This window comes from Pseudomonas sp. R2-37-08W, assembly GCF_003851705.1.
In the GTDB taxonomy this organism is placed as follows: domain Bacteria; phylum Pseudomonadota; class Gammaproteobacteria; order Pseudomonadales; family Pseudomonadaceae; genus Aquipseudomonas.
Map to the genome: position 1 here is coordinate 3,564,270 of NZ_CP027728.1, position 16,820 is coordinate 3,581,089.

Below are 16,820 nucleotides of genomic sequence, written 5' to 3' on the forward strand. Positions count from 1 at the left end.
GGTCAGTGTTTGGTGCCGGTCATGCTTTGCAGCACGCCGTCACGGCGGATCAACCCGTGAAACAGTGCGGCCGCCAAATGCACCAGCACCGTCAGGAACAACAGGTAGGCGAGATAACCGTGGGCCTTGCGCAATAGCGCAAACAACGGCGCATTCGCCGAGACCAGTGCCGGCAGTTGCACGGCACTGCTGAGCATCACCGGGTCGCCGGCGGCCGAAATCATTGCCCAGCCCAGCAACGGCAACACCAGCATCAACCCGTACAAAACCACGTGAGAAGCCTTGGCCGCCAACACTTGCCACAGCGGCAAGTCCGCCGGCAGCGGCGGTTGGCGCGTGGAAAAACGCACCACCAGCCGCACGATGACCAGCGCCAGAATGGCGATCCCCAGCGGCTTGTGCAGGTGAATCAACCACTCGTGGCGCTCGGAAACCGACGCCGCCAGCCCCGCGCCAATAAACAGCATGGCGATGATCATCAGCGCCATCAGCCAGTGCAGCAAACGCGCCAACGGGGCGAAAAACCTTGGTTGAACATTCATGGCTTCGACTCCTGGGAGGCACTGTGCAACGGGCCGACTTCACCGGCACGCCGCAGGTAGGAACTGGCATAGGCGGCTGAACGTGCAGCCAGCAGCGGGTCATTGGAGGCCTCGATACCGCTGGGCAGGATCAGCGGGTCGAAGTTGATATCGCGGCAATCGCCGTCGGCTTGTGGCTGGCTGCTCTGCAACACCAGAGTGCCGGCATTGAGCACTTTGTGTTCACCGGTCCAGGTCTTGCTGGCGTCATCCAGCGGGTCGCCGGGGTTGGCCAGCGTCATGTTCAATTGCCACTGCAGCGGCCCGGCAGCCAGGCGCTGCACCAGGTCTTTTTCCAGGAAGTCGCCGCCCTCGGGCGCAGTATCTCCGGCGGCGTCGCGGCTCTGTGGCACCACGGCCCAGCGCACGGCCTGGCGCTTGCCGTCGGCGCTCACCAGGTAAAACGCGTTGATGCCGTTATAGGTTTCGGTCGCATAACTGGCCGATGGCTTGGCGGTTTTAACCCACGCCAGGAACGCTGCGGTCTCCGGGTGTGCGGCAAAAAACGCCGGCATGCTCGAAGGGTTCGGCTTGCCGGTGGCGGGGTCCGGCGCGCCGGCCTTGAGCAATTGGTAGAACGCCTCGGGCGTGCCCACCGGGAACACAGGCATGCTGTTCATCCCGGTGCGCCACTGCTGGCCGTTGGCCTGGCTGAATTGCACGGCAAAACTGCGGATCGGCACGCTGCTGTCCGGTGCATAAGGGTTGCCGCTGGGCAAGGCAAACCGCCCGATCACCGGGGTTTTCGCCTCGTTGAACAGCTGGGCGCTGGAGTAGGCGCGCACCTCGGGGCTGCTCTGGAAGTACCCGGCCACGCACACGCCCTTGGCATGGTTACGCCGAAACCCCGGGTGCACACCGTTATTGGTTTCCAGGGCATTGACCAAGGTTTTTGGCCGCAGGCGTTGTGGGTCGAGGGTGCCGTTGACGTAGGCAAATGCCCCGGCAACAACAGCAACCACGGCGCCAATACCCGCGAGCCGCGCGATCAGGCTCGCAGTGCTCAACGCAGGACGAGGCGGTGAAGAGTGATCTACCATGCATGAACTCCAGGGCCAGAGGCCTTAGGGGGTAAAACATAAGGTCGGAACACTAAAGACGCACGCCGACAGGCTCTATTCCCTGGCCGCGTTTATTTTTCAGCCCCATGGAATAACCTTGAGCGCCGGACGTCTCCCTAGTCCCAGCGTAGCGACCAGCCAGCCCCCCATGCATGAACTCGACGAACAGTTACGTGAACTCATCCCCAGGCTGCGGCGCTTTGCCGTGTCCCTGACCCGTAACGCCAGCAGCGCCGACGACCTGGTGCAGGCCACCCTGGAACGGGCGATCATCGCGTGGGCCGACAAACGCATCGAAGGCGACCTGCGTGCGTGGCTGTTTTCGATCCTCTACCGGCAGTTCCTCGATGCTCACCGGCGCAGCCGACGCTACGCACGCATGCTCGAATTCTTCACCGGCCGCGACGATGCGCAGCCCTCGGTGGAGCGTACGGTGATGGCCCAATTCACCCTGCAAGCCTTCGACCAGCTCACTACCGAGCAACGCGCCCTGCTGCTGTGGGTGTCGGTCGAAGGCTTGAGCTACAAGGAAGTCGCCGAAATACTCGACGTGCCCATCGGTACGGTGATGTCGCGCCTGTCCCGCGCCCGCCAGGCCCTGCGTCAACTCAGCGATGGCGAAATTGCCAGCCCTTCCCTGCGGATACTCAAATGATCAGCCTGCCCCCCAGCGAACGCGACTTACACGCCTATGTTGATCACCAATTGCTCGACAGTGATCGCCGGGCACTTGAAACCTGGCTGGCGAGCCACCCCGACGTGGCTGCCCAGGTGCATGCCTGGCAACAGGATGCGCAATTGTTGCGCGCCTCTTTAAGCGGTGCCCTGCAACAGCCGGGCAACCCGGCACTGGACCCGGCACTGATTCGCCAGCGCATCAAGCGTCAGTCCCGCCGCCACCTCGCCACGGCGGCGCTGCTGCTGATTGCCGTCAGCCTCGGCGGGATCGGCGGCTGGCACGCCCGCGATGTCGCCCAGCCAGCGCTGCTGCCGATGGCCGATGCCATGCAGGCTTATCGCTTGTTTGCCCAGGACGGCATCATGCCCGCCGACTACAACGCCCAGGACCGCACCATGATGCAAGCCTGGCTCGACCGCTATTTCAACCAGGCCCATCGCTTGCCCGACTTGAGCCAGGCGGGGTTCACCCCGGTCAGCGGGCGCCTGCTCACCACCGACCAAGGCGCGGCAGCCATGGTGTTGTACGAAGACGCCCAAGGACGGCGCATCAGCTTCTACATTCGTCCGCCAGGCCCGAACAACGGCTTCCTGCCCCGTGGCAGTCGCAGCGCCGACGGCTTGCAGGCCGACTACTGGTCGGGCGGCGGGTACAACTATGCGATGGTCAGCCCGGTGGATCAGGCCGCTGCGCCGCAAATCAGGTTCTAGACGCCCACGTCCGGGCGGCTATGCACCGCCTTCTCTATTGGTCAAATCGCATCAGGCGCCCTAAAGTAAGCGACCAACGCAATAACGAGTGAGCTGTGTTGACCGTGCTTTCCCTGATCCGCCGCCTGCTGGGCAACACCCATCGCGTTTCGCACGCCTCGCCTGTTGCGGCGTTTTTCCACGACAAGGCCCGGCAACAGGGCTACACCCTCAGTGCCGGCCAGGTGCAGGCAATTGCAGCCATGGCCCGCGAGACCCAGCACCTGCTCGCTGGCCGGCCCACGCGCAGCCTGTACCTGCACGGCCCGGTAGGGCGCGGCAAAAGCTGGCTGCTCGACGGTTTTTTTCAGGCGCTGCCAATTACCGCCAAGCAGCGCGTGCACTTCCACGACTTTTTTGCCGAACTGCACCGGGGCATGTTCCGGCACCGCGAGCAGAACGACGCGCTGGCCGTCACCCTCGACGAACTGCTGGCGGGCTGCCGCGTGCTGTGTTTCGACGAGTTCCATGTGCACGATATCGGCGATGCCATGCTTATCAGCCGCTTGTTCCAGGCCTTGTTCCGGCGCGGTGTGCTGGTACTGGTGACCTCCAACTATGCGCCCGAGGGCCTGCTGCCCAATCCGCTGTACCACCAGCGCTTCAAGCCGGTGATCGATCTGATCGCTGCGCGCATGGACGTGCTGGAAGTCAGCGCTCCGGAGGATTTTCGCCGCCTGCCCCAAGCGCATGCCGAGCAGCGCTTCAGCACTGGCCAGTACGTCTGGCCCGGCAGCGTGGCGCAACGTGCGGCGCTTGGCCTGCCCGCCGCCGATAGCCCGGCGCTGCCCTTGGCCGTCGGCAACCGGCAATTGCTGTGCCGCCGCTGTGAAGCACGCAGCATCGCCTTCACCTTCAACGACCTGTGCGAACAGCTCACCGCCGTGATGGATTACCTGTTGCTGTGCCAGGATTACGACCACTGGGTCATCGACGGTCTGCCCCACCTCGCCGACTGCCCGATTGCCGTGCAGCAACGCTTCATCAACCTGATTGACGTGCTCTACGACCGCGACAAACAGCTGATCCTGATCGGTGAACAACCCCTGGAGCACGCCTTGAGTGGCGAGGCCATCGACCTTGCCCGTACCGCCAGCCGCCTGGGGCAATTGCACGTGAGCAGCGTGCAACCGGCGCCCGACCCGGTATCATGAGCGCCTTTTCACGCCCCCTTGCCGAGTGACCGCGCCGTTGATCAATACCCTCGCCCAACTCAAGGCCGGCCAATTGGCCGGTGCGACACGCCTGGACCTGGCCTGCGGGCTGACCGAATTTCCCCGGGAAATCTTCGAACTGGCCGACTCGCTGGAAATCCTCAACCTCACGGGCAACGCCTTGAGCAGCCTGCCCGACGACCTGCACCGCCTCAAACACCTGCGCGTGCTGTTCTGCTCGGATAACGCCTTCACCGAACTGCCGGCATGCCTGGGCCAGTGCGCCGCGCTGAGCATGATCGGCTTCAAGGCCAACCAGATCCGCCACGTGCCCGCCGCCGCCCTGCCGCCGCAGTTGCGCTGGCTGATCCTCACCGACAACTGCATCAGCCAACTGCCCGACGAACTCGGCCAGCGCCCGCTGCTGCAAAAGCTGATGCTGGCCGGCAACCAACTGACGCACTTGCCGCCCAGCCTGGCCCAGTGCGAAAATCTCGAGCTGATCCGCATCGCGTCGAACCGCCTGACGCACCTGCCGCACTGGCTACTGACGCTGCCGAGCCTGACGTGGCTGGCCTATGCCGGCAACCCGGTGGAAATGGCCGTGGACGTGGCCGGTGACGACGAGACAGCGGATATTCCCTGGGCCGAACTGGAACTGGGTGACGTACTCGGCGAAGGCGCCTCGGGGATTATTCGCAAGGCCTTGTGGAAGCCCCGCGCGTTACCCGTCGCGGTCAAACTGTATAAAGGCACGATCACCAGCGACGGTTCGCCGCTGCACGAAATGCAAGCGTGCATAGCCGCCGGGCTGCACCCCAACCTGATCAGGGTGCAGGGGCGCATCGTCGACCACCCCGGCGATCAGGCCGCGTTGGTGATGGACCTGATCGACCCGAGCTACCGCAACCTCGCGGCGTTGCCGAGCCTGGCGTCCTGCACGCGGGATATCTACGAACCGAGCCTGCGCCTGAGCCTCGACGTGGCGTTGCGCATGGCCCGCGGCATCGCCTCGGTGGCGGCGCACCTGCACCGGCACGGCATTACCCATGGCGACCTGTACGGCCACAATATTTTGTGGAACAGCGCGGGCGAGTGTTTATTGGGGGATTTCGGCGCGGCGTCGTTTCATGCCATGGCGGACACCCTGGAAACCAGGGCGTTGCAACGCATTGAAGTGCGCGCATTCGGGGTGTTGTTGGGAGAGTTGCTGGAGCGGGTTGATACGAAGGTCCCCGGCGAACTGGAAGACCTGCACAAACGCTGCTGCCGGCCCGATGTGCTGGCGCGCCCAAGCTTCGAAGATATCGAAGCCGTACTGCAATCCATCCAACACCACTAACCAATGTGGGAGGGGGCTTGCCCCCGATAGCAGTGGGTCAGACACAGATAGTGTGGCTGATACACCGCGATCGGGAGCAAGCCCCCTCCCACATTTTTTACCGTGTTTTAACCCGCCAGACCGACGAACATATCCTGCACATCATCGTGGTTGTCCAGGCCTTCCAGGAAGGCTTCGACTTCCGCCATCTGCTCCTCGCTCAAGCCGGTCACCGGGTTCTTCGAGATGTAGCCCAACTTGGCCGACAACACGGTGAACCCCTGCTCCGGCAAGGCTTTCTGCACCGCATCCAGGTCGGTGGTTTCGGTGATGAACAGGCTGGTGCCGGCTTCTTCGCCCTCTTCGAAATCCTGGGCGCCGGCTTCGATGGCGGCCATTTCCGGGTCAACGTCCGGGGTGTCCGGCGAGGCTTCGATCAGGCCGACGTGGTTGAAGTCCCAGGCCACCGAGCCGGAAGCGCCCAGTTGCCCCTTGCGGAATGCCACGCGGATTTCCGCCACGGTGCGGTTGATGTTGTCGGTGACGCACTCGACGATCAACGGCACCTGGTGGGGGGCAAAACCTTCGTAGGTCACACGGTGGTACTGCACGGTTTCACCGAGCAGACCGGCGCCCTTCTTGATTGCGCGGTCCAGGGTTTCCTTGGGCATCGAGGCCTTCTTGGCCTGCTCCACCACCAGCCGCAAGTGGGCGTTGGTCGAGGTGTCCGCACCGTTGCGGGCGGCGATGGTGATTTCTTTCACCAGCTTGCCGAAAATCTTGCCCTTGGCATTGGCTGCCGCTTCTTTATGTTTGACTTTCCACTGTGCGCCCATGACTCACTCTCTACTATCCATGGCGCCGAAACGTCTACTGGCCGGCGCTTTGGGGGCAGAGTTTATAGCGCAGCCACGCATCGTTCCACCAAAAAACCCTCAAGGCGCCAACTCGAAAAACGCCTGGATCAAGCGCAACGACCGACGCCGCTCCAGGCAGCCGAGACTGTGCCGGTTCAGCAGGCCATCGCCGAGGATCGGCACGGCGTGTACGCGCGGGTCCTGGCTGACCTCTATCGACGACACCACCCCCATGCCCAACTCGGCGGCAACCGCTTCGGTCACCGCTTCCCGGCTGTCAAGTTCCAGCAGCACCCTGGGCCGCACCTGGGCGCCCAGGCACGCGTCGTCAAAGGTACGCCGGGTGATGGAGCTGGGCTCGCGCAGCACCATGATCACCTCGTTCAACTGGGCCAGTTCGATGCCCTCGGGCTGCACCGCCCACGGATGCGCGGCCGGCACCAGCGCGCAGATACGCGACTCGCCCAAGGGTTGCAGGTGCAGGCCATTGCGCGGTTCCACTTCGGTCAGCACCGCCACGTCTGCATGCTCCGACAACAAGGCCGCGAGGGTTTCCTGGGCATTGCCCAGGCGCAGGTTCACCGTGATCCCCGGGTAGCAGGCCCGCAACCGAGCGATCATCGGCATCACCAGATGCGGGCCGTCCGCCGCCACTTCCAGGCGCCCGGTGAGCAATTGGCGATTGGCTTCAAGCATGGCCTGCGCCTCGTCGACCAGTCCGAAGATCGCGCGGGTAATCGCCGCCAGGCGCGCGCCCTCTTCGGTCAACTCCACTCGCCGCGCGGTGCGGCGCAGCAAGGGAATCTGGTAGTGCTCTTCCAGGGCCTTGATATGCCCGGTCACCGCCGGCTGGCTGATGAACAGCCGGGCCGCCGCCCGGGTAAAACTGCCCTCGCGGGCCACGGCATCGAATGCGCGCAGTTGAAACAGGTTCATAGCTATCGGCCTCACTGATAGCTCGCATAACAACAAACAATTTGATTGATGACAAGCCAAACTGCAATTTAGGCGCCGTAGAGTCGACCCGTTGTTTTACGAGGAGCCAAGATGCGCACTGCCACGCCAATCCTGCTGACCCCCGGCCCCCTGACCACGTCAAACCGCACCCGTCAGGCGATGATGGTGGACTGGGGTTCATGGGATGAGCGTTTCAACCAACTCACCGCCAGCGTGTGCGAGCAATTGCTGGCGATCATCCAGGGTGCCGAACGTCATCATTGCGTGCCGTTGCAAGGCAGCGGCACCTTCGCCGTCGAAGCCGCCATCGGCACCCTGGTGCCGCGCAACGGCAAGGTGCTGGTGCTGGTCAATGGCGCCTACGGCAAGCGCCTGGCGAAGATCTGTGAAGTGCTTGGCCGTGCATTCAGCACCTTTGAAACCCAGGAGGACGAACCCACCGCCGCCGCCGATGTGGACCGCCTGCTGCACGCCGACACCGCCATCACCCATGTCGCGCTGATCCACTGCGAAACCAGCACCGGCATCCTCAACCCGCTGGCGCAGATCGCCGAGGTGGTCAAACGCTACGGCAGGCGCCTGATCATCGACGCCATGAGCTCCTTCGGCGCGCTGCCGATCGACGCCCGCGAAGTGCCGTTCGACGCGCTGATCGCTGCCTCCGGCAAATGCCTGGAAGGCGTGCCGGGCATGGGGTTTGTCTTCGTCGAAAAAACCGCGTTGGCCGCCAGCCGAGGCAACTGTCACTCCCTGGCGATGGACCTGTTCGACCAGCATCACTACATGGCCCAAACCGGCCAGTGGCGCTTCACCCCGCCCACCCACGTGGTCGCTGCCCTGCACGAAGCGCTGCTGCAATACCACGAAGAAGGCGGCCTGCCCGCCCGCTATCAACGCTACGCCGATAACTGCCAGACACTGCTGGACGGCATGGCCGAACTGCACCTGCGCAGCTTCCTGCCAGCGGCGATCCAGGCACCGATCATCGTCACCTTCCACGCACCGAAGGACCCGCGCTACCAGTTCAGGGAGTTCTACGAACGGGTCAAGGCCAAGGGTTTCCTCCTGTATCCGGGCAAATTGACCCAGGTCGAGACCTTCCGCGTGGGCTGCATCGGCCAGGTCGATGCCGCAGGCATGCAGGCCGCCGTCAACGCCATTGCCCAAGTGCTGCAAGACATGGACGTGCTGGACATCTGATTTCCCCTTTACCGACAGGATCTGCACCATGAACTATCAAAACCCCACCACCCTCCAGGCCGTCATCCTCGACTGGGCCGGCACCGTGGTCGACTTCGGCTCGTTTGCGCCCACGCAGATTTTCGTCGAGGCCTTCGCCGAGTTCGGCGTACAGGTTTCCATCGAAGAAGCCCGTGGCCCGATGGGCATGGGCAAGTGGGACCACATCCGCACGCTGTGCAACCAGCCGCAGGTTGCCGAGCGCTACCGCCAGGCGTTCGGTCGCACGCCCACCGACGACGACGTAACGGCGATCTACCAGCGTTTCATGCCGTTGCAGATCGAGAAAATCGCCGAGCACTCGGCGCTAATCCCCGGCGCCCTCGACACCCTCGCCGGGTTGCGCGCACAAGGCATCAAGATAGGATCCTGCTCCGGCTACCCCAGGCAAGTGATGGACAAAGTGGTCGCCCTGGCCGCCAGCAACGGCTATGTCGCCGACCATGTGGTGGCCACCGACGAAGTCCCCAACGGCCGCCCGTGGCCGGCCCAGGCCCTGGCCAATGTGATCGCGCTGGGCATTGACGATGTGGCGGCGTGCGTGAAGGTTGACGACACCGTGCCGGGCATACTGGAAGGCCGCCGCGCAGGCATGTGGACCGTGGCGCTGACCTGCTCCGGCAACGCCCTGGGCCTGACCTACGAGCAATTTCGGGGCTTGGACAGTGCCACATTGGCCAGCGAGCGTCAGCGTATCGAAGCGCTGTTCGAAGGCTCACGCCCGCACTACCGAGTGGACACCATTGCCGAGCTGCCGCAGGTGATCGCCGATATCAACGCGCGCCTGGCGCGTGGGGAAATGCCGCAAAGCGACTGATAGAGGTCAAGGCAACCGCATTCGCAACGGGCGAAGCGCTTGAAACAGGCATACAGTTAACCTACTCCGTCAAAGAACGGAGGCATGCCCTGACAAGTGAGGAACCCAGCAATGCCGTGGAAAAATTCCGATACGCGCTACAGCACCATGTCGATTGCCTTGCACTGGTTGATGGTGGTGCTGCTGGCGGTGGTTTACGCCTGCATTGAACTGCGCGGGCAGTTCCCCAAAGGCAGCGGCGCACGCACGCTGATTGTGGAAATGCACTTCATGCTTGGCCTCACCGTGTTCGTGCTGGTGTGGTTGCGCCTGTTCGCGCGCAGCCTGGGCGTTGCACCGAAAATACTGCCGCAGCCGCCGCAATGGCAGAGCCTGCTGGCAACCCTGATGCACGCTGCGCTGTACGCCCTGATGATCGGCATGCCGATTGCCGGTTGGCTGATCGTCAGTGCCGAGGGGCATTCGGTGATGTTCTATGGGATGGAATTACCGCCGCTGATTGGCGAGAACAAGGCATTGGCCAAGCAGATCGAAGGCTGGCATGTGTGGTTCGGCAAGGCCGGATATTGGCTGATCGGGCTGCATGCGTTGGCGGGGATCTTTCATCATTATGTGCTGCGCGATAACACGGCACTGCGCATGATGCCGGGCCGCAGCGTTCGCTGAGCTAGGCGTTGAAGCCTCGGCGGCCTTGCAAGCCGCCGGTGTGAACGAAGATCAACCGAGTGCCGGCCGCAAAACGTCCGGCCTCGATCTGCTGCTTCAGCGCCAGCAGCGCCTTGCCGGTGTAGAGCGGTTCCAGGGGTATGCCACACGCCTGTTGCGTGCTGTCGATGAATTCGAGCAATAGCGGGTCGACGCTGGCAAAGCCGCCACGGCTGGCGTCAAGCAAGTGGTAGCCGTGCTGTACGATGGCATTGACGTTCTGCGCCACGCCGTGATCAGCCGGCACCGCCATCGCTCCGTACACGGCATGCGCGCCCACCTCGGCCAACGCCAGGCCGGCCAGGGTGGTGCCAGTGCCGGCCGCCAGCCACCAGGCGTCGTAGTCGTCCCAGCCCAGCTTCGCCAATTGCGCCCGCGCCTGTTCGAGCAATACCGTGCAACCCAACGCTCCGGTCAATCCGCCACCGCCTTCGGGCACCGGGTACAAATGCGGATACTGCTCATGCCAAGGCAACCAGAACCCCGGCGCATGCCGCTCGCGATAACCGCCATAGCCCAGCCAATGCAGGTGCATGCCGAAGGCTTTCAGGTCGAGCACGGTGGGGGTGTCTTGGGCATGGCCGCGCAGCAGGCCGACGGTGGCGAAGCCAAAGCGCTTGCCCGCCGCCGCCAGTGCGTGCAGATGGTTGGAGTAAGCCCCGCCGAGGCTGATGATACCGCTGGCGCAGGCCTGTTGCGCCTGGGCCAGGTGGCCGCTGAGCTTGAACCATTTGTTGCCGCTGATCAGCGGGTCGATACGGTCCAGGCGCAGTACGGCCAATTCGACGCCCTGCAGCCAGTCCAGTTGCACGGGTTCAAGAGGAGCATGGGGGAGCCAGTCGAAAGGACCCATGAGGGCGCATCTGCCTGAAAAAAGAGCGGCATTCTACCACCACTCCTGTTCTTCACCGCTCCTGTGCTTCAAAGCTCAGCGGCGAGACGCGAGCCCTGGTTGATGGCGCGCTTGGCGTCCAGTTCGGCCGCCACATCGGCACCACCAATCAGGTGCACGTGCTGCCCGGCGGCGACCAGGCCGTCGTGCAGTTCGCGCAGCGGGTCCTGGCCGGCGCAGATGACGATGTTGTCCACCGCCAGCACCTGGGGCTCGCCCTCGGCGCCGATGCGGATGTGCAGGCCGTCATCATCGATCTTCAGGTATTCGACGCTGTTGAGCATCTGCACCTGTTTGTTTTTCAAGCCGGTGCGGTGGATCCAGCCGGTGGTCTTGCCCAGGCCGTCGCCGACCTTGGACGCCTTGCGTTGCAGCAGGAATACCTCACGCGCCGGTGCATGCCGCTCGGGCTTGATCCCGGCGACACCGCCACGGGCCTCAAGCAGGGTGTCGATGCCCCACTCCTTCCAGAACGCTTGACGGTCCAGGCTGGTAGACACGCCCTGATGCACCAGGAATTCCGACACGTCGAACCCGATGCCGCCGGCGCCAATCACAGCCACACGCTTGCCCACCGGCTTGCGCTCAAGGATCACATCCAGGTAACTCAGCACCTTGGCGTGCTCCACACCGGGGATCGCCGGGGTACGCGGCGCGATACCGGTGGCCAGGATCACCTCGTCATAACCGCCCGCCACCAATTGCGCCACGTCGACACGGGTGTCGAGGCACAGCTCGACATGGGTGGTCTGCAATTTGCGCTTGAAGTAACGCAGGGTTTCAAAGAACTCTTCCTTGCCCGGCACACGCTTGGCGATGTTGAACTGGCCGCCGATCTCGCTGGCGGAATCGAACAGCGTCACCTGGTGGCCGCGCTCGGCGGCCACCGTCGCCGCCGCCAGGCCTGCGGGGCCGGCGCCGACTACCGCGATTTTCTTGATCTGCTTGACCGGCAGGTAATTAAGCTCGGTTTCATAGCACGCCCGCGGGTTGACCAGGCAAGTGGTCAGCTTGCCGCCGAAGGTGTGGTCCAGGCACGCCTGGTTGCAGCCGATGCAGGTGTTGATCTCGTCGGCGCGCCCGGCCGCGGCCTTGTTGACGAACTCCGGGTCGGCGAGGAACGGCCGCGCCATGGAGACCATGTCGGCATCGCCTTCGGCGAGGATCTGCTCGGCGACTTCGGGGGTGTTGATGCGGTTGGTGGTGATCAACGGGATCTGTACCGCCCCGCGCAATTTGGCGGTGACCTTGCTGAACGCCCCGCGCGGCACCTTGGTGGCGATGGTCGGAATGCGCGCTTCATGCCAGCCGATGCCGGTGTTGATCAGGGTCGCGCCGGCCTGCTCGATGGCCTTGGCCAGCTGCACGACTTCGTCCCAGACGCTGCCGCCCTCGACTAGGTCGAGCATCGACAGGCGAAAGATAATGATGAAATTCGGGCCTACCGCTTCACGCACCCGACGCACGATTTCCACGGCCAGGCGCATGCGGTTTTCAAAGCTGCCGCCCCAACGGTCGGTGCGGTGGTTGGTGTGGGCGGCGAGAAACTGGTTAATGAAGTAGCCTTCGGAACCCATGATTTCCACGCCGTCGTACTCGGCGACCTGGGCCAGCAGCGAGCAGGTGACGAAATCCTGGATCTGCTTCTCGATGCCCTCCTCGTCCAGCTCCTTGGGCTTGAACGGGTTGATCGGCGCCTGGATCGCGCTCGGCGCCACTTGCTTGGGGCTGTAGGCATAACGTCCGGCGTGCAAGATCTGCATGCAGATCTTGCCACCGGCGTCGTGCACGGCCTGGGTGACGATCTTGTGTTTTTGCGCCTCTTCGTCGGTGGTCAGCTTGGCCGCACCGGCATACACGCCGCCTTCATCGTTCGGGCCGATGCCGCCAGTCACCATCAGGCCGACGCCGCCACGGGCACGCTCGGCGAAGTAAGCCGCCATGCGTTCGAAACCGCCGGGCTTTTCTTCCAGGCCAGTGTGCATGGAGCCCATCAGAGTGCGGTTGCGCAGGGTGGTAAAACCCAGGTCCAACGGGGCCAGCAAATGCGGGTAGGCAGCAGCGGTCATGGTACAGCTCCACAACGGATCATCACGGGACGTGGAGAGCTCGAATGGCACCCCATCGGTTTATGTCCCACAGACTAAGAGGCGATCACCTACCGCTCAATGACTGAAACTGACAAGTTATTGATCCAAATGCACAGCACCCCTTGGCAAGCCAGGCCATGGGCCCTACCCTAGTCGCGAACCCTGCCCCCGGTGTGTTGTCTGTTGCCCCATGCGTAAATTACTCGTGTTCACCGTCTCCATGGCCCTGGTTGCCGCCCTTGCCGCGTATCTGGTCTGGACCCAGGAGCGCCCCGTGGGGCATTACCTGTCAGACCTGCGCATCACTCTTGCCGTCAACGAAGGCCAGCCGGCCGAGCGTGGCAACCTGCTGGGCATCCAGCCGGAGCTGTTCCCTGCCGACTACCAGAGCCTGGAACGCCTGCACTTGAAGCTCTCGGCCTATCTGCAAAAGGCCCGTGAGCTGGGCTTGATCAACGACAAGACCATCGTGGTGCTGCCCGAGCACATCGGCACCTGGCTGATGCTGAGCGGCGAGAAAAACGAGCTGTACCAGGCGCCTCATCTCAGGGACGCGATGAACTGGTTGTCCGTCAGCAACCCGGTGCAGTTCATGCGCGCCTGGATCAGCGCCACCGGCGAGAACCGCATGGACGATGCGTATTTGCGCATGAAAGCGCCGGGCATGGCGCGCGATTACCAAGTGCTGTTTGGCGGCTTGGCCAAGGAGTTCGGCGTGACCCTGGTGGCCGGCTCCATCGCCCTGCCCAACCCGAGTGTGAGCCTGGGGCAACTGCAGGTCGGGCACGGCGCGCTGTACAACGTCAGCCTGGTGTTTGCCGCCGATGGTTTGCCCCTGGGCCAGCCGCAACGTCAGCTGTATCCGATCTACGACGAACGCGGCTTTATCGAGCCGGGCGATGAAAACATCGTCAGCGTGGTCGACACCCCGGCCGGGCGCCTGGGCATCCTGATCGGCAGCGACAGCTGGTACCCGGATAACTACCGCAAGCTCAACGAGCAAGGCGCCCAACTGATCGCAGTGCCGGCCTACGTGACCGGCCGCGACACATGGGACCGCCCGTGGCGCGGCTTCAAGAGCGTGTCGACGCCGTCGGAAGTCAGCCTCAAGCCCGAAGAAACCAGCGAGGGCGAAGCCTGGCGCCGCCTGACGTTGATCAGCCAGCCACCGATCAGCCAAGCCACGGCGGGCATGAGCGTGTTTTTGCGTGGGCAGTTCTGGGACCTGGGCAGCGCCGGGCAAAGCTTCCTCAGCCGCAACGGGCAACTATTCGCCGATGGCGATGCCCGTGGTGCGCGCCTGCTGAATATCTGGCTGTAACCGCGTGAAGCCGGTGCGCCTGGGGGATTTGTCGGTGGGCTTCGTGCACACCCTGGCCGATGCCGTGCACAGCCACGGCTTGGACCCGCAACCGCTGCTGCTGCAATACGGCCTGGACCCCGCCCGCCTGGCCGAAGCGGGCGCGCGGTTGTCGATCCCGCGCTATATGCGCCTGGGCCATGCGGCCATCCAACTGACCGGCGATGCGGGGCTGGGCCTGCGCATGGGCCAGCTCAGCCGCCTGAGCCAGGCCGGGCTCGCCGGTGTCACCGCGGCCCAGGCGCCGAATGTGCGCGAAGCCGCGCGTACGCTGACGCGTTTCGAACCTTTGTATGGCTCCAACTACCGTGGGCAATCGAGTTTTCATGAGGACGCCGAAGGCGCCTGGCTGCGGTTCTATTCGATCAGCCCCTACAACGCCTACAACCGCTTTGTAGTGGACTCGATCATCGCCGGCTGGCTGCATCAACTGTCGAGCCTGGCGCAACAAAGGGTGCAGGCCCAGCGCATCGAAATCGAGTTCGACGCTCCCGAGTACAGTGAGCGGTATGACGTGCTGGGGTCCGCACCGGTGCAGTTCGGTGCCGAGAACAATCAACTGCGCCTCAGCCAACCTACCCTCGCCCTGCGCAACCCGCACCACTGCCCGAGTACCTGGCAGCTGTTGCTGCAACTGTGTGAACGGGAACTGGAGCAGCTGACGCGCACCCGCAGCCTGCGCGAGCGCATTACCCGGTTGCTCGGGCCGATGCTCAATGGCGGCCGGGAACCCGACCTGGAAGAAGTGGCGGCACGCTTGAAGCTGCCCACCTGGACACTGCGCCGCAAACTGGCCGACGAGGGCACCCAGTTCCGCGCGATTCTCAACGACACCCGCCGCGACCTGGCCATGACCTACATTCGCGATACGGAACTGGCTTTCGGCGAGATCGCCTACTTGCTCGGTTTCGCCTCAGCCCAAGCCTTCCAACGCGCCTTCAGGCGATGGAACAACCAGACCCCAGGGGAATTTCGCCGCAGTCAGCGGCATTCCGCCTGAAGTCGGGCTTACAGCTCGGTGGCATCGTCGACCGGGTCCAGCGGGTCGAATTCGAATGCCTGGTACTCCAATAGTTCTTCCTGGTAATCGTCCATGGGGACTCCTTGTTGAGTTAAAAGCGGCCGCACGGTTAATGACCTGCACGATCAGCCTAAAGTGCCGTCATGACGAAAAAATGTCTGCGCCATGACGTTCCTGCACTCGAAGATTAAACGCGTCGGCGGCGGACAGATTTAGCAGGTCAGCGCTGACGCGCAATTGCAATCATTGCAATTGCAATTACAAGTCGAATTCCATTAGGGTAGGCCCTCTGTTGTCAGGAGCCACGCCCATGCCCGCCTCTATCGCGAATGCAGCGCAATTGTGCATCGACGCACTCACCCCCTGCGCGCACGCGCGCAACTCGCCGCTCTACACGGTCATGACCATGGCCAACACCTTGGAATCGAGCCGCCAAGCCTGGGTGATTCGCGGGCAGTCACGCAGTCGGCGCGTGGGCAACTGGCCCACCTGGTTTGCGCGCAACACCGGCGAAAAACCGCTGCTCTACCTGCACAGCGTGACGTCATCCGCGCAGCTGTGCGCATTGTCAGACCAGACCGCCCAGCGCGGCATCTTGTGCAACGACAGCGAAACCCAGCCATCACCTTGGCCGAAGGGCGCGCAGCCGTCGTTGCCATTGTGGCTGTCGGCCAATCCACGCTGCACGCCCTACGACCCCGCCTCGGGCGAAGAAGCACAGGCGATCGTGCTGGCGGGGTTGCGCACGTTATATGTCGATGGCACGCCAGGCTTTTATTACCTGGCGCTGCATGATCAGCAAATCGCCATCGCACCACAGACGCTGGACCGTGAAGGCACGGTCAAGGGCATGTACTCCGTCCGCCTACCGGGCGCAGTGGCGGCCGTGCGCTTGCTCGGCGCCGGCCGGGCACTGGATGAGGTGATACACGCGGCGCAGTTGCTGGAAGATGAATGGGGCATCGCGGCGCACGTCTGGAGTTGCCCCAGTTACACCCGGTTGGCCCGCGAAGCGGCGGCCGCTGAGCGCTGGAACCGCCTGCATCCGCATGCGCCCAGGCGTAGCTGCCATCTGCGCGACTGCCTGGCGGGGAGCCGGGCCCCGGTGGTTGCCGTCACCGGCTACCCGCAGGCGGTTGTCGATCAGTTGGCGGCGCATGTGGATACGCGCTTCGTGGCGCTGGGCGCAGGCTCGGTGCAGGCAGCCGCACCGAACCGGTATTGGATTGCGGTGTTGGCGCTCAAAGCCTTGGCCGATGAGGGGCATCTGGACACACAAAGTGTGGAAAACGCCCTGCAGCGCTATCACTTGAAATGACGGGAATGCAGCCTCTTTC

16 protein-coding genes are annotated in these 16,820 nt (G+C 63.6%); 10 read left to right on the top strand and 6 right to left on the bottom strand.

Annotated features, from left to right (window positions below; genetic code table 11):
* Positions 1-2 precede the first annotated feature (2 nt).
* Both C4J93_RS16430 and C4J93_RS16435 read right to left on the bottom strand, forming a co-directional pair.
* Positions 3-542, bottom strand: coding sequence for a cytochrome b (locus C4J93_RS16430; protein WP_124404592.1), 540 nt, complete (start codon positions 540-542; stop codon positions 3-5).
* Positions 539-1,621, bottom strand: a complete 1,083-nt coding sequence (locus C4J93_RS16435) for a catalase family peroxidase (protein WP_124429935.1) — start codon at positions 1,619-1,621, stop codon at positions 539-541. The genes C4J93_RS16430 and C4J93_RS16435 overlap by 4 nt, the downstream gene beginning before the upstream one ends.
* A gap of 169 nt (positions 1,622-1,790) precedes the next feature.
* Between C4J93_RS16435 and C4J93_RS16440 the strand changes: the two genes are divergently transcribed.
* The 4 genes from C4J93_RS16440 to C4J93_RS16455 all read left to right on the top strand — a co-directional run bounded on the left by C4J93_RS16440 (position 1,791) and on the right by C4J93_RS16455 (position 5,566).
* Entirely contained in the window at positions 1,791-2,297 is a 507-nt protein-coding gene (locus C4J93_RS16440; RefSeq protein WP_124367485.1) for an RNA polymerase sigma factor, read from the top strand.
* A complete protein-coding gene (locus C4J93_RS16445) occupies positions 2,294-3,031 on the top strand; it encodes an anti-sigma factor (RefSeq protein WP_124429936.1) in 738 nt (245 codons plus the stop codon). Before C4J93_RS16440 ends, C4J93_RS16445 begins: the two co-directional genes overlap by 4 nt.
* A gap of 98 nt (positions 3,032-3,129) precedes the next feature.
* Positions 3,130-4,224 (top strand): cell division protein ZapE, encoded by a 1,095-nt coding sequence (gene zapE, locus C4J93_RS16450; protein ID WP_124430892.1) that lies wholly within the window; start codon positions 3,130-3,132, stop codon positions 4,222-4,224.
* Positions 4,225-4,264: 40 nt separating this feature from the next.
* Positions 4,265-5,566, top strand: coding sequence for a protein kinase (locus tag C4J93_RS16455; RefSeq protein WP_124430893.1), 1,302 nt, complete (start codon positions 4,265-4,267; stop codon positions 5,564-5,566).
* 107 nt (positions 5,567-5,673) lie between these two features.
* Here the strand turns inward: C4J93_RS16455 and C4J93_RS16460 are convergent, their stop codons facing one another.
* Complete coding sequence (locus C4J93_RS16460) at positions 5,674-6,381, bottom strand: YebC/PmpR family DNA-binding transcriptional regulator (RefSeq protein WP_124429937.1); 708 nt, start codon at positions 6,379-6,381, stop codon at positions 5,674-5,676.
* 99 nt (positions 6,382-6,480) lie between these two features.
* The gene (locus C4J93_RS16465; protein WP_124429938.1) at positions 6,481-7,338 is read right to left on the bottom strand and encodes a LysR substrate-binding domain-containing protein; all 858 of its coding nucleotides are present in this window, start codon (positions 7,336-7,338) and stop codon (positions 6,481-6,483) included.
* 111 nt (positions 7,339-7,449) lie between these two features.
* Here C4J93_RS16465 and C4J93_RS16470 point away from each other — a divergent pair, with 111 nt between their 5' ends.
* The 3 genes from C4J93_RS16470 to C4J93_RS16480 all read left to right on the top strand — a co-directional run bounded on the left by C4J93_RS16470 (position 7,450) and on the right by C4J93_RS16480 (position 10,081).
* Complete coding sequence (locus tag C4J93_RS16470; protein WP_124429939.1) at positions 7,450-8,559, top strand: 2-aminoethylphosphonate--pyruvate transaminase; 1,110 nt, start codon at positions 7,450-7,452, stop codon at positions 8,557-8,559.
* Between the two features lie 28 nt (positions 8,560-8,587).
* Entirely contained in the window at positions 8,588-9,415 is an 828-nt protein-coding gene (gene phnX / locus C4J93_RS16475) for a phosphonoacetaldehyde hydrolase (protein WP_124429940.1), read from the top strand.
* Positions 9,416-9,526: 111 nt separating this feature from the next.
* Entirely contained in the window at positions 9,527-10,081 is a 555-nt protein-coding gene (locus C4J93_RS16480; protein WP_124363371.1) for a cytochrome b, read from the top strand.
* 1 nt (position 10,082) lies between these two features.
* On the opposite strand, the gene C4J93_RS16485 is transcribed toward C4J93_RS16480, so the two are convergent.
* Both C4J93_RS16485 and C4J93_RS16490 read right to left on the bottom strand, forming a co-directional pair.
* Positions 10,083-10,973: a 1-aminocyclopropane-1-carboxylate deaminase/D-cysteine desulfhydrase gene (locus C4J93_RS16485; protein WP_124429941.1), complete on the bottom strand. Its 891-nt coding sequence runs from the start codon at positions 10,971-10,973 to the stop codon at positions 10,083-10,085.
* Positions 10,974-11,041: 68 nt separating this feature from the next.
* The gene (locus tag C4J93_RS16490) at positions 11,042-13,081 is read right to left on the bottom strand and encodes an NADPH-dependent 2,4-dienoyl-CoA reductase (protein ID WP_124429942.1); all 2,040 of its coding nucleotides are present in this window, start codon (positions 13,079-13,081) and stop codon (positions 11,042-11,044) included.
* 211 nt (positions 13,082-13,292) lie between these two features.
* On the opposite strand from C4J93_RS16490, the gene C4J93_RS16495 reads away from it, so the two are divergent.
* From C4J93_RS16495 to C4J93_RS16505, 3 genes are all read left to right on the top strand, one after another.
* Complete coding sequence (locus tag C4J93_RS16495; protein ID WP_124429943.1) at positions 13,293-14,423, top strand: carbon-nitrogen hydrolase family protein; 1,131 nt, start codon at positions 13,293-13,295, stop codon at positions 14,421-14,423.
* A 4-nt stretch (positions 14,424-14,427) separates the two neighbouring features.
* On the top strand, positions 14,428-15,462 hold the full coding sequence (locus C4J93_RS16500) for an AraC family transcriptional regulator (RefSeq protein ID WP_124429944.1): 1,035 nt from the start codon (positions 14,428-14,430) through the stop codon (positions 15,460-15,462).
* A 331-nt stretch (positions 15,463-15,793) separates the two neighbouring features.
* On the top strand, positions 15,794-16,801 hold the full coding sequence (locus C4J93_RS16505) for a pyruvate dehydrogenase (protein ID WP_124429945.1): 1,008 nt from the start codon (positions 15,794-15,796) through the stop codon (positions 16,799-16,801).
* The last annotated feature ends 19 nt before the right edge of the window (positions 16,802-16,820 follow it).

Excerpts from the sequence above, each read along its gene's own strand:
- C4J93_RS16430 (WP_124404592.1), bottom strand. The coding sequence starts at position 542 with ATGAATGTTCAACCAAGGTTTTTCGCCCCGTTGGCGCGTTTGCTGCAC.
- C4J93_RS16435 (WP_124429935.1), bottom strand. The coding sequence starts at position 1,621 with ATGGTAGATCACTCTTCACCGCCTCGTCCTGCGTTGAGCACTGCGAGC.
- C4J93_RS16440 (WP_124367485.1), top strand. The coding sequence starts at position 1,791 with ATGCATGAACTCGACGAACAGTTACGTGAACTCATCCCCAGGCTGCGG.
- C4J93_RS16445 (WP_124429936.1), top strand. The coding sequence starts at position 2,294 with ATGATCAGCCTGCCCCCCAGCGAACGCGACTTACACGCCTATGTTGAT.
- C4J93_RS16460 (WP_124429937.1), bottom strand. The coding sequence starts at position 6,381 with ATGGGCGCACAGTGGAAAGTCAAACATAAAGAAGCGGCAGCCAATGCC.
- C4J93_RS16465 (WP_124429938.1), bottom strand. The coding sequence starts at position 7,338 with ATGAACCTGTTTCAACTGCGCGCATTCGATGCCGTGGCCCGCGAGGGC.
- C4J93_RS16470 (WP_124429939.1), top strand. The coding sequence starts at position 7,450 with ATGCGCACTGCCACGCCAATCCTGCTGACCCCCGGCCCCCTGACCACG.
- phnX (WP_124429940.1), top strand. The coding sequence starts at position 8,588 with ATGAACTATCAAAACCCCACCACCCTCCAGGCCGTCATCCTCGACTGG.
- C4J93_RS16480 (WP_124363371.1), top strand. The coding sequence starts at position 9,527 with ATGCCGTGGAAAAATTCCGATACGCGCTACAGCACCATGTCGATTGCC.
- C4J93_RS16485 (WP_124429941.1), bottom strand. The coding sequence starts at position 10,973 with ATGGGTCCTTTCGACTGGCTCCCCCATGCTCCTCTTGAACCCGTGCAA.
- C4J93_RS16490 (WP_124429942.1), bottom strand. The coding sequence starts at position 13,081 with ATGACCGCTGCTGCCTACCCGCATTTGCTGGCCCCGTTGGACCTGGGT.
- C4J93_RS16495 (WP_124429943.1), top strand. The coding sequence starts at position 13,293 with ATGCGTAAATTACTCGTGTTCACCGTCTCCATGGCCCTGGTTGCCGCC.
- C4J93_RS16505 (WP_124429945.1), top strand. The coding sequence starts at position 15,794 with ATGCCCGCCTCTATCGCGAATGCAGCGCAATTGTGCATCGACGCACTC.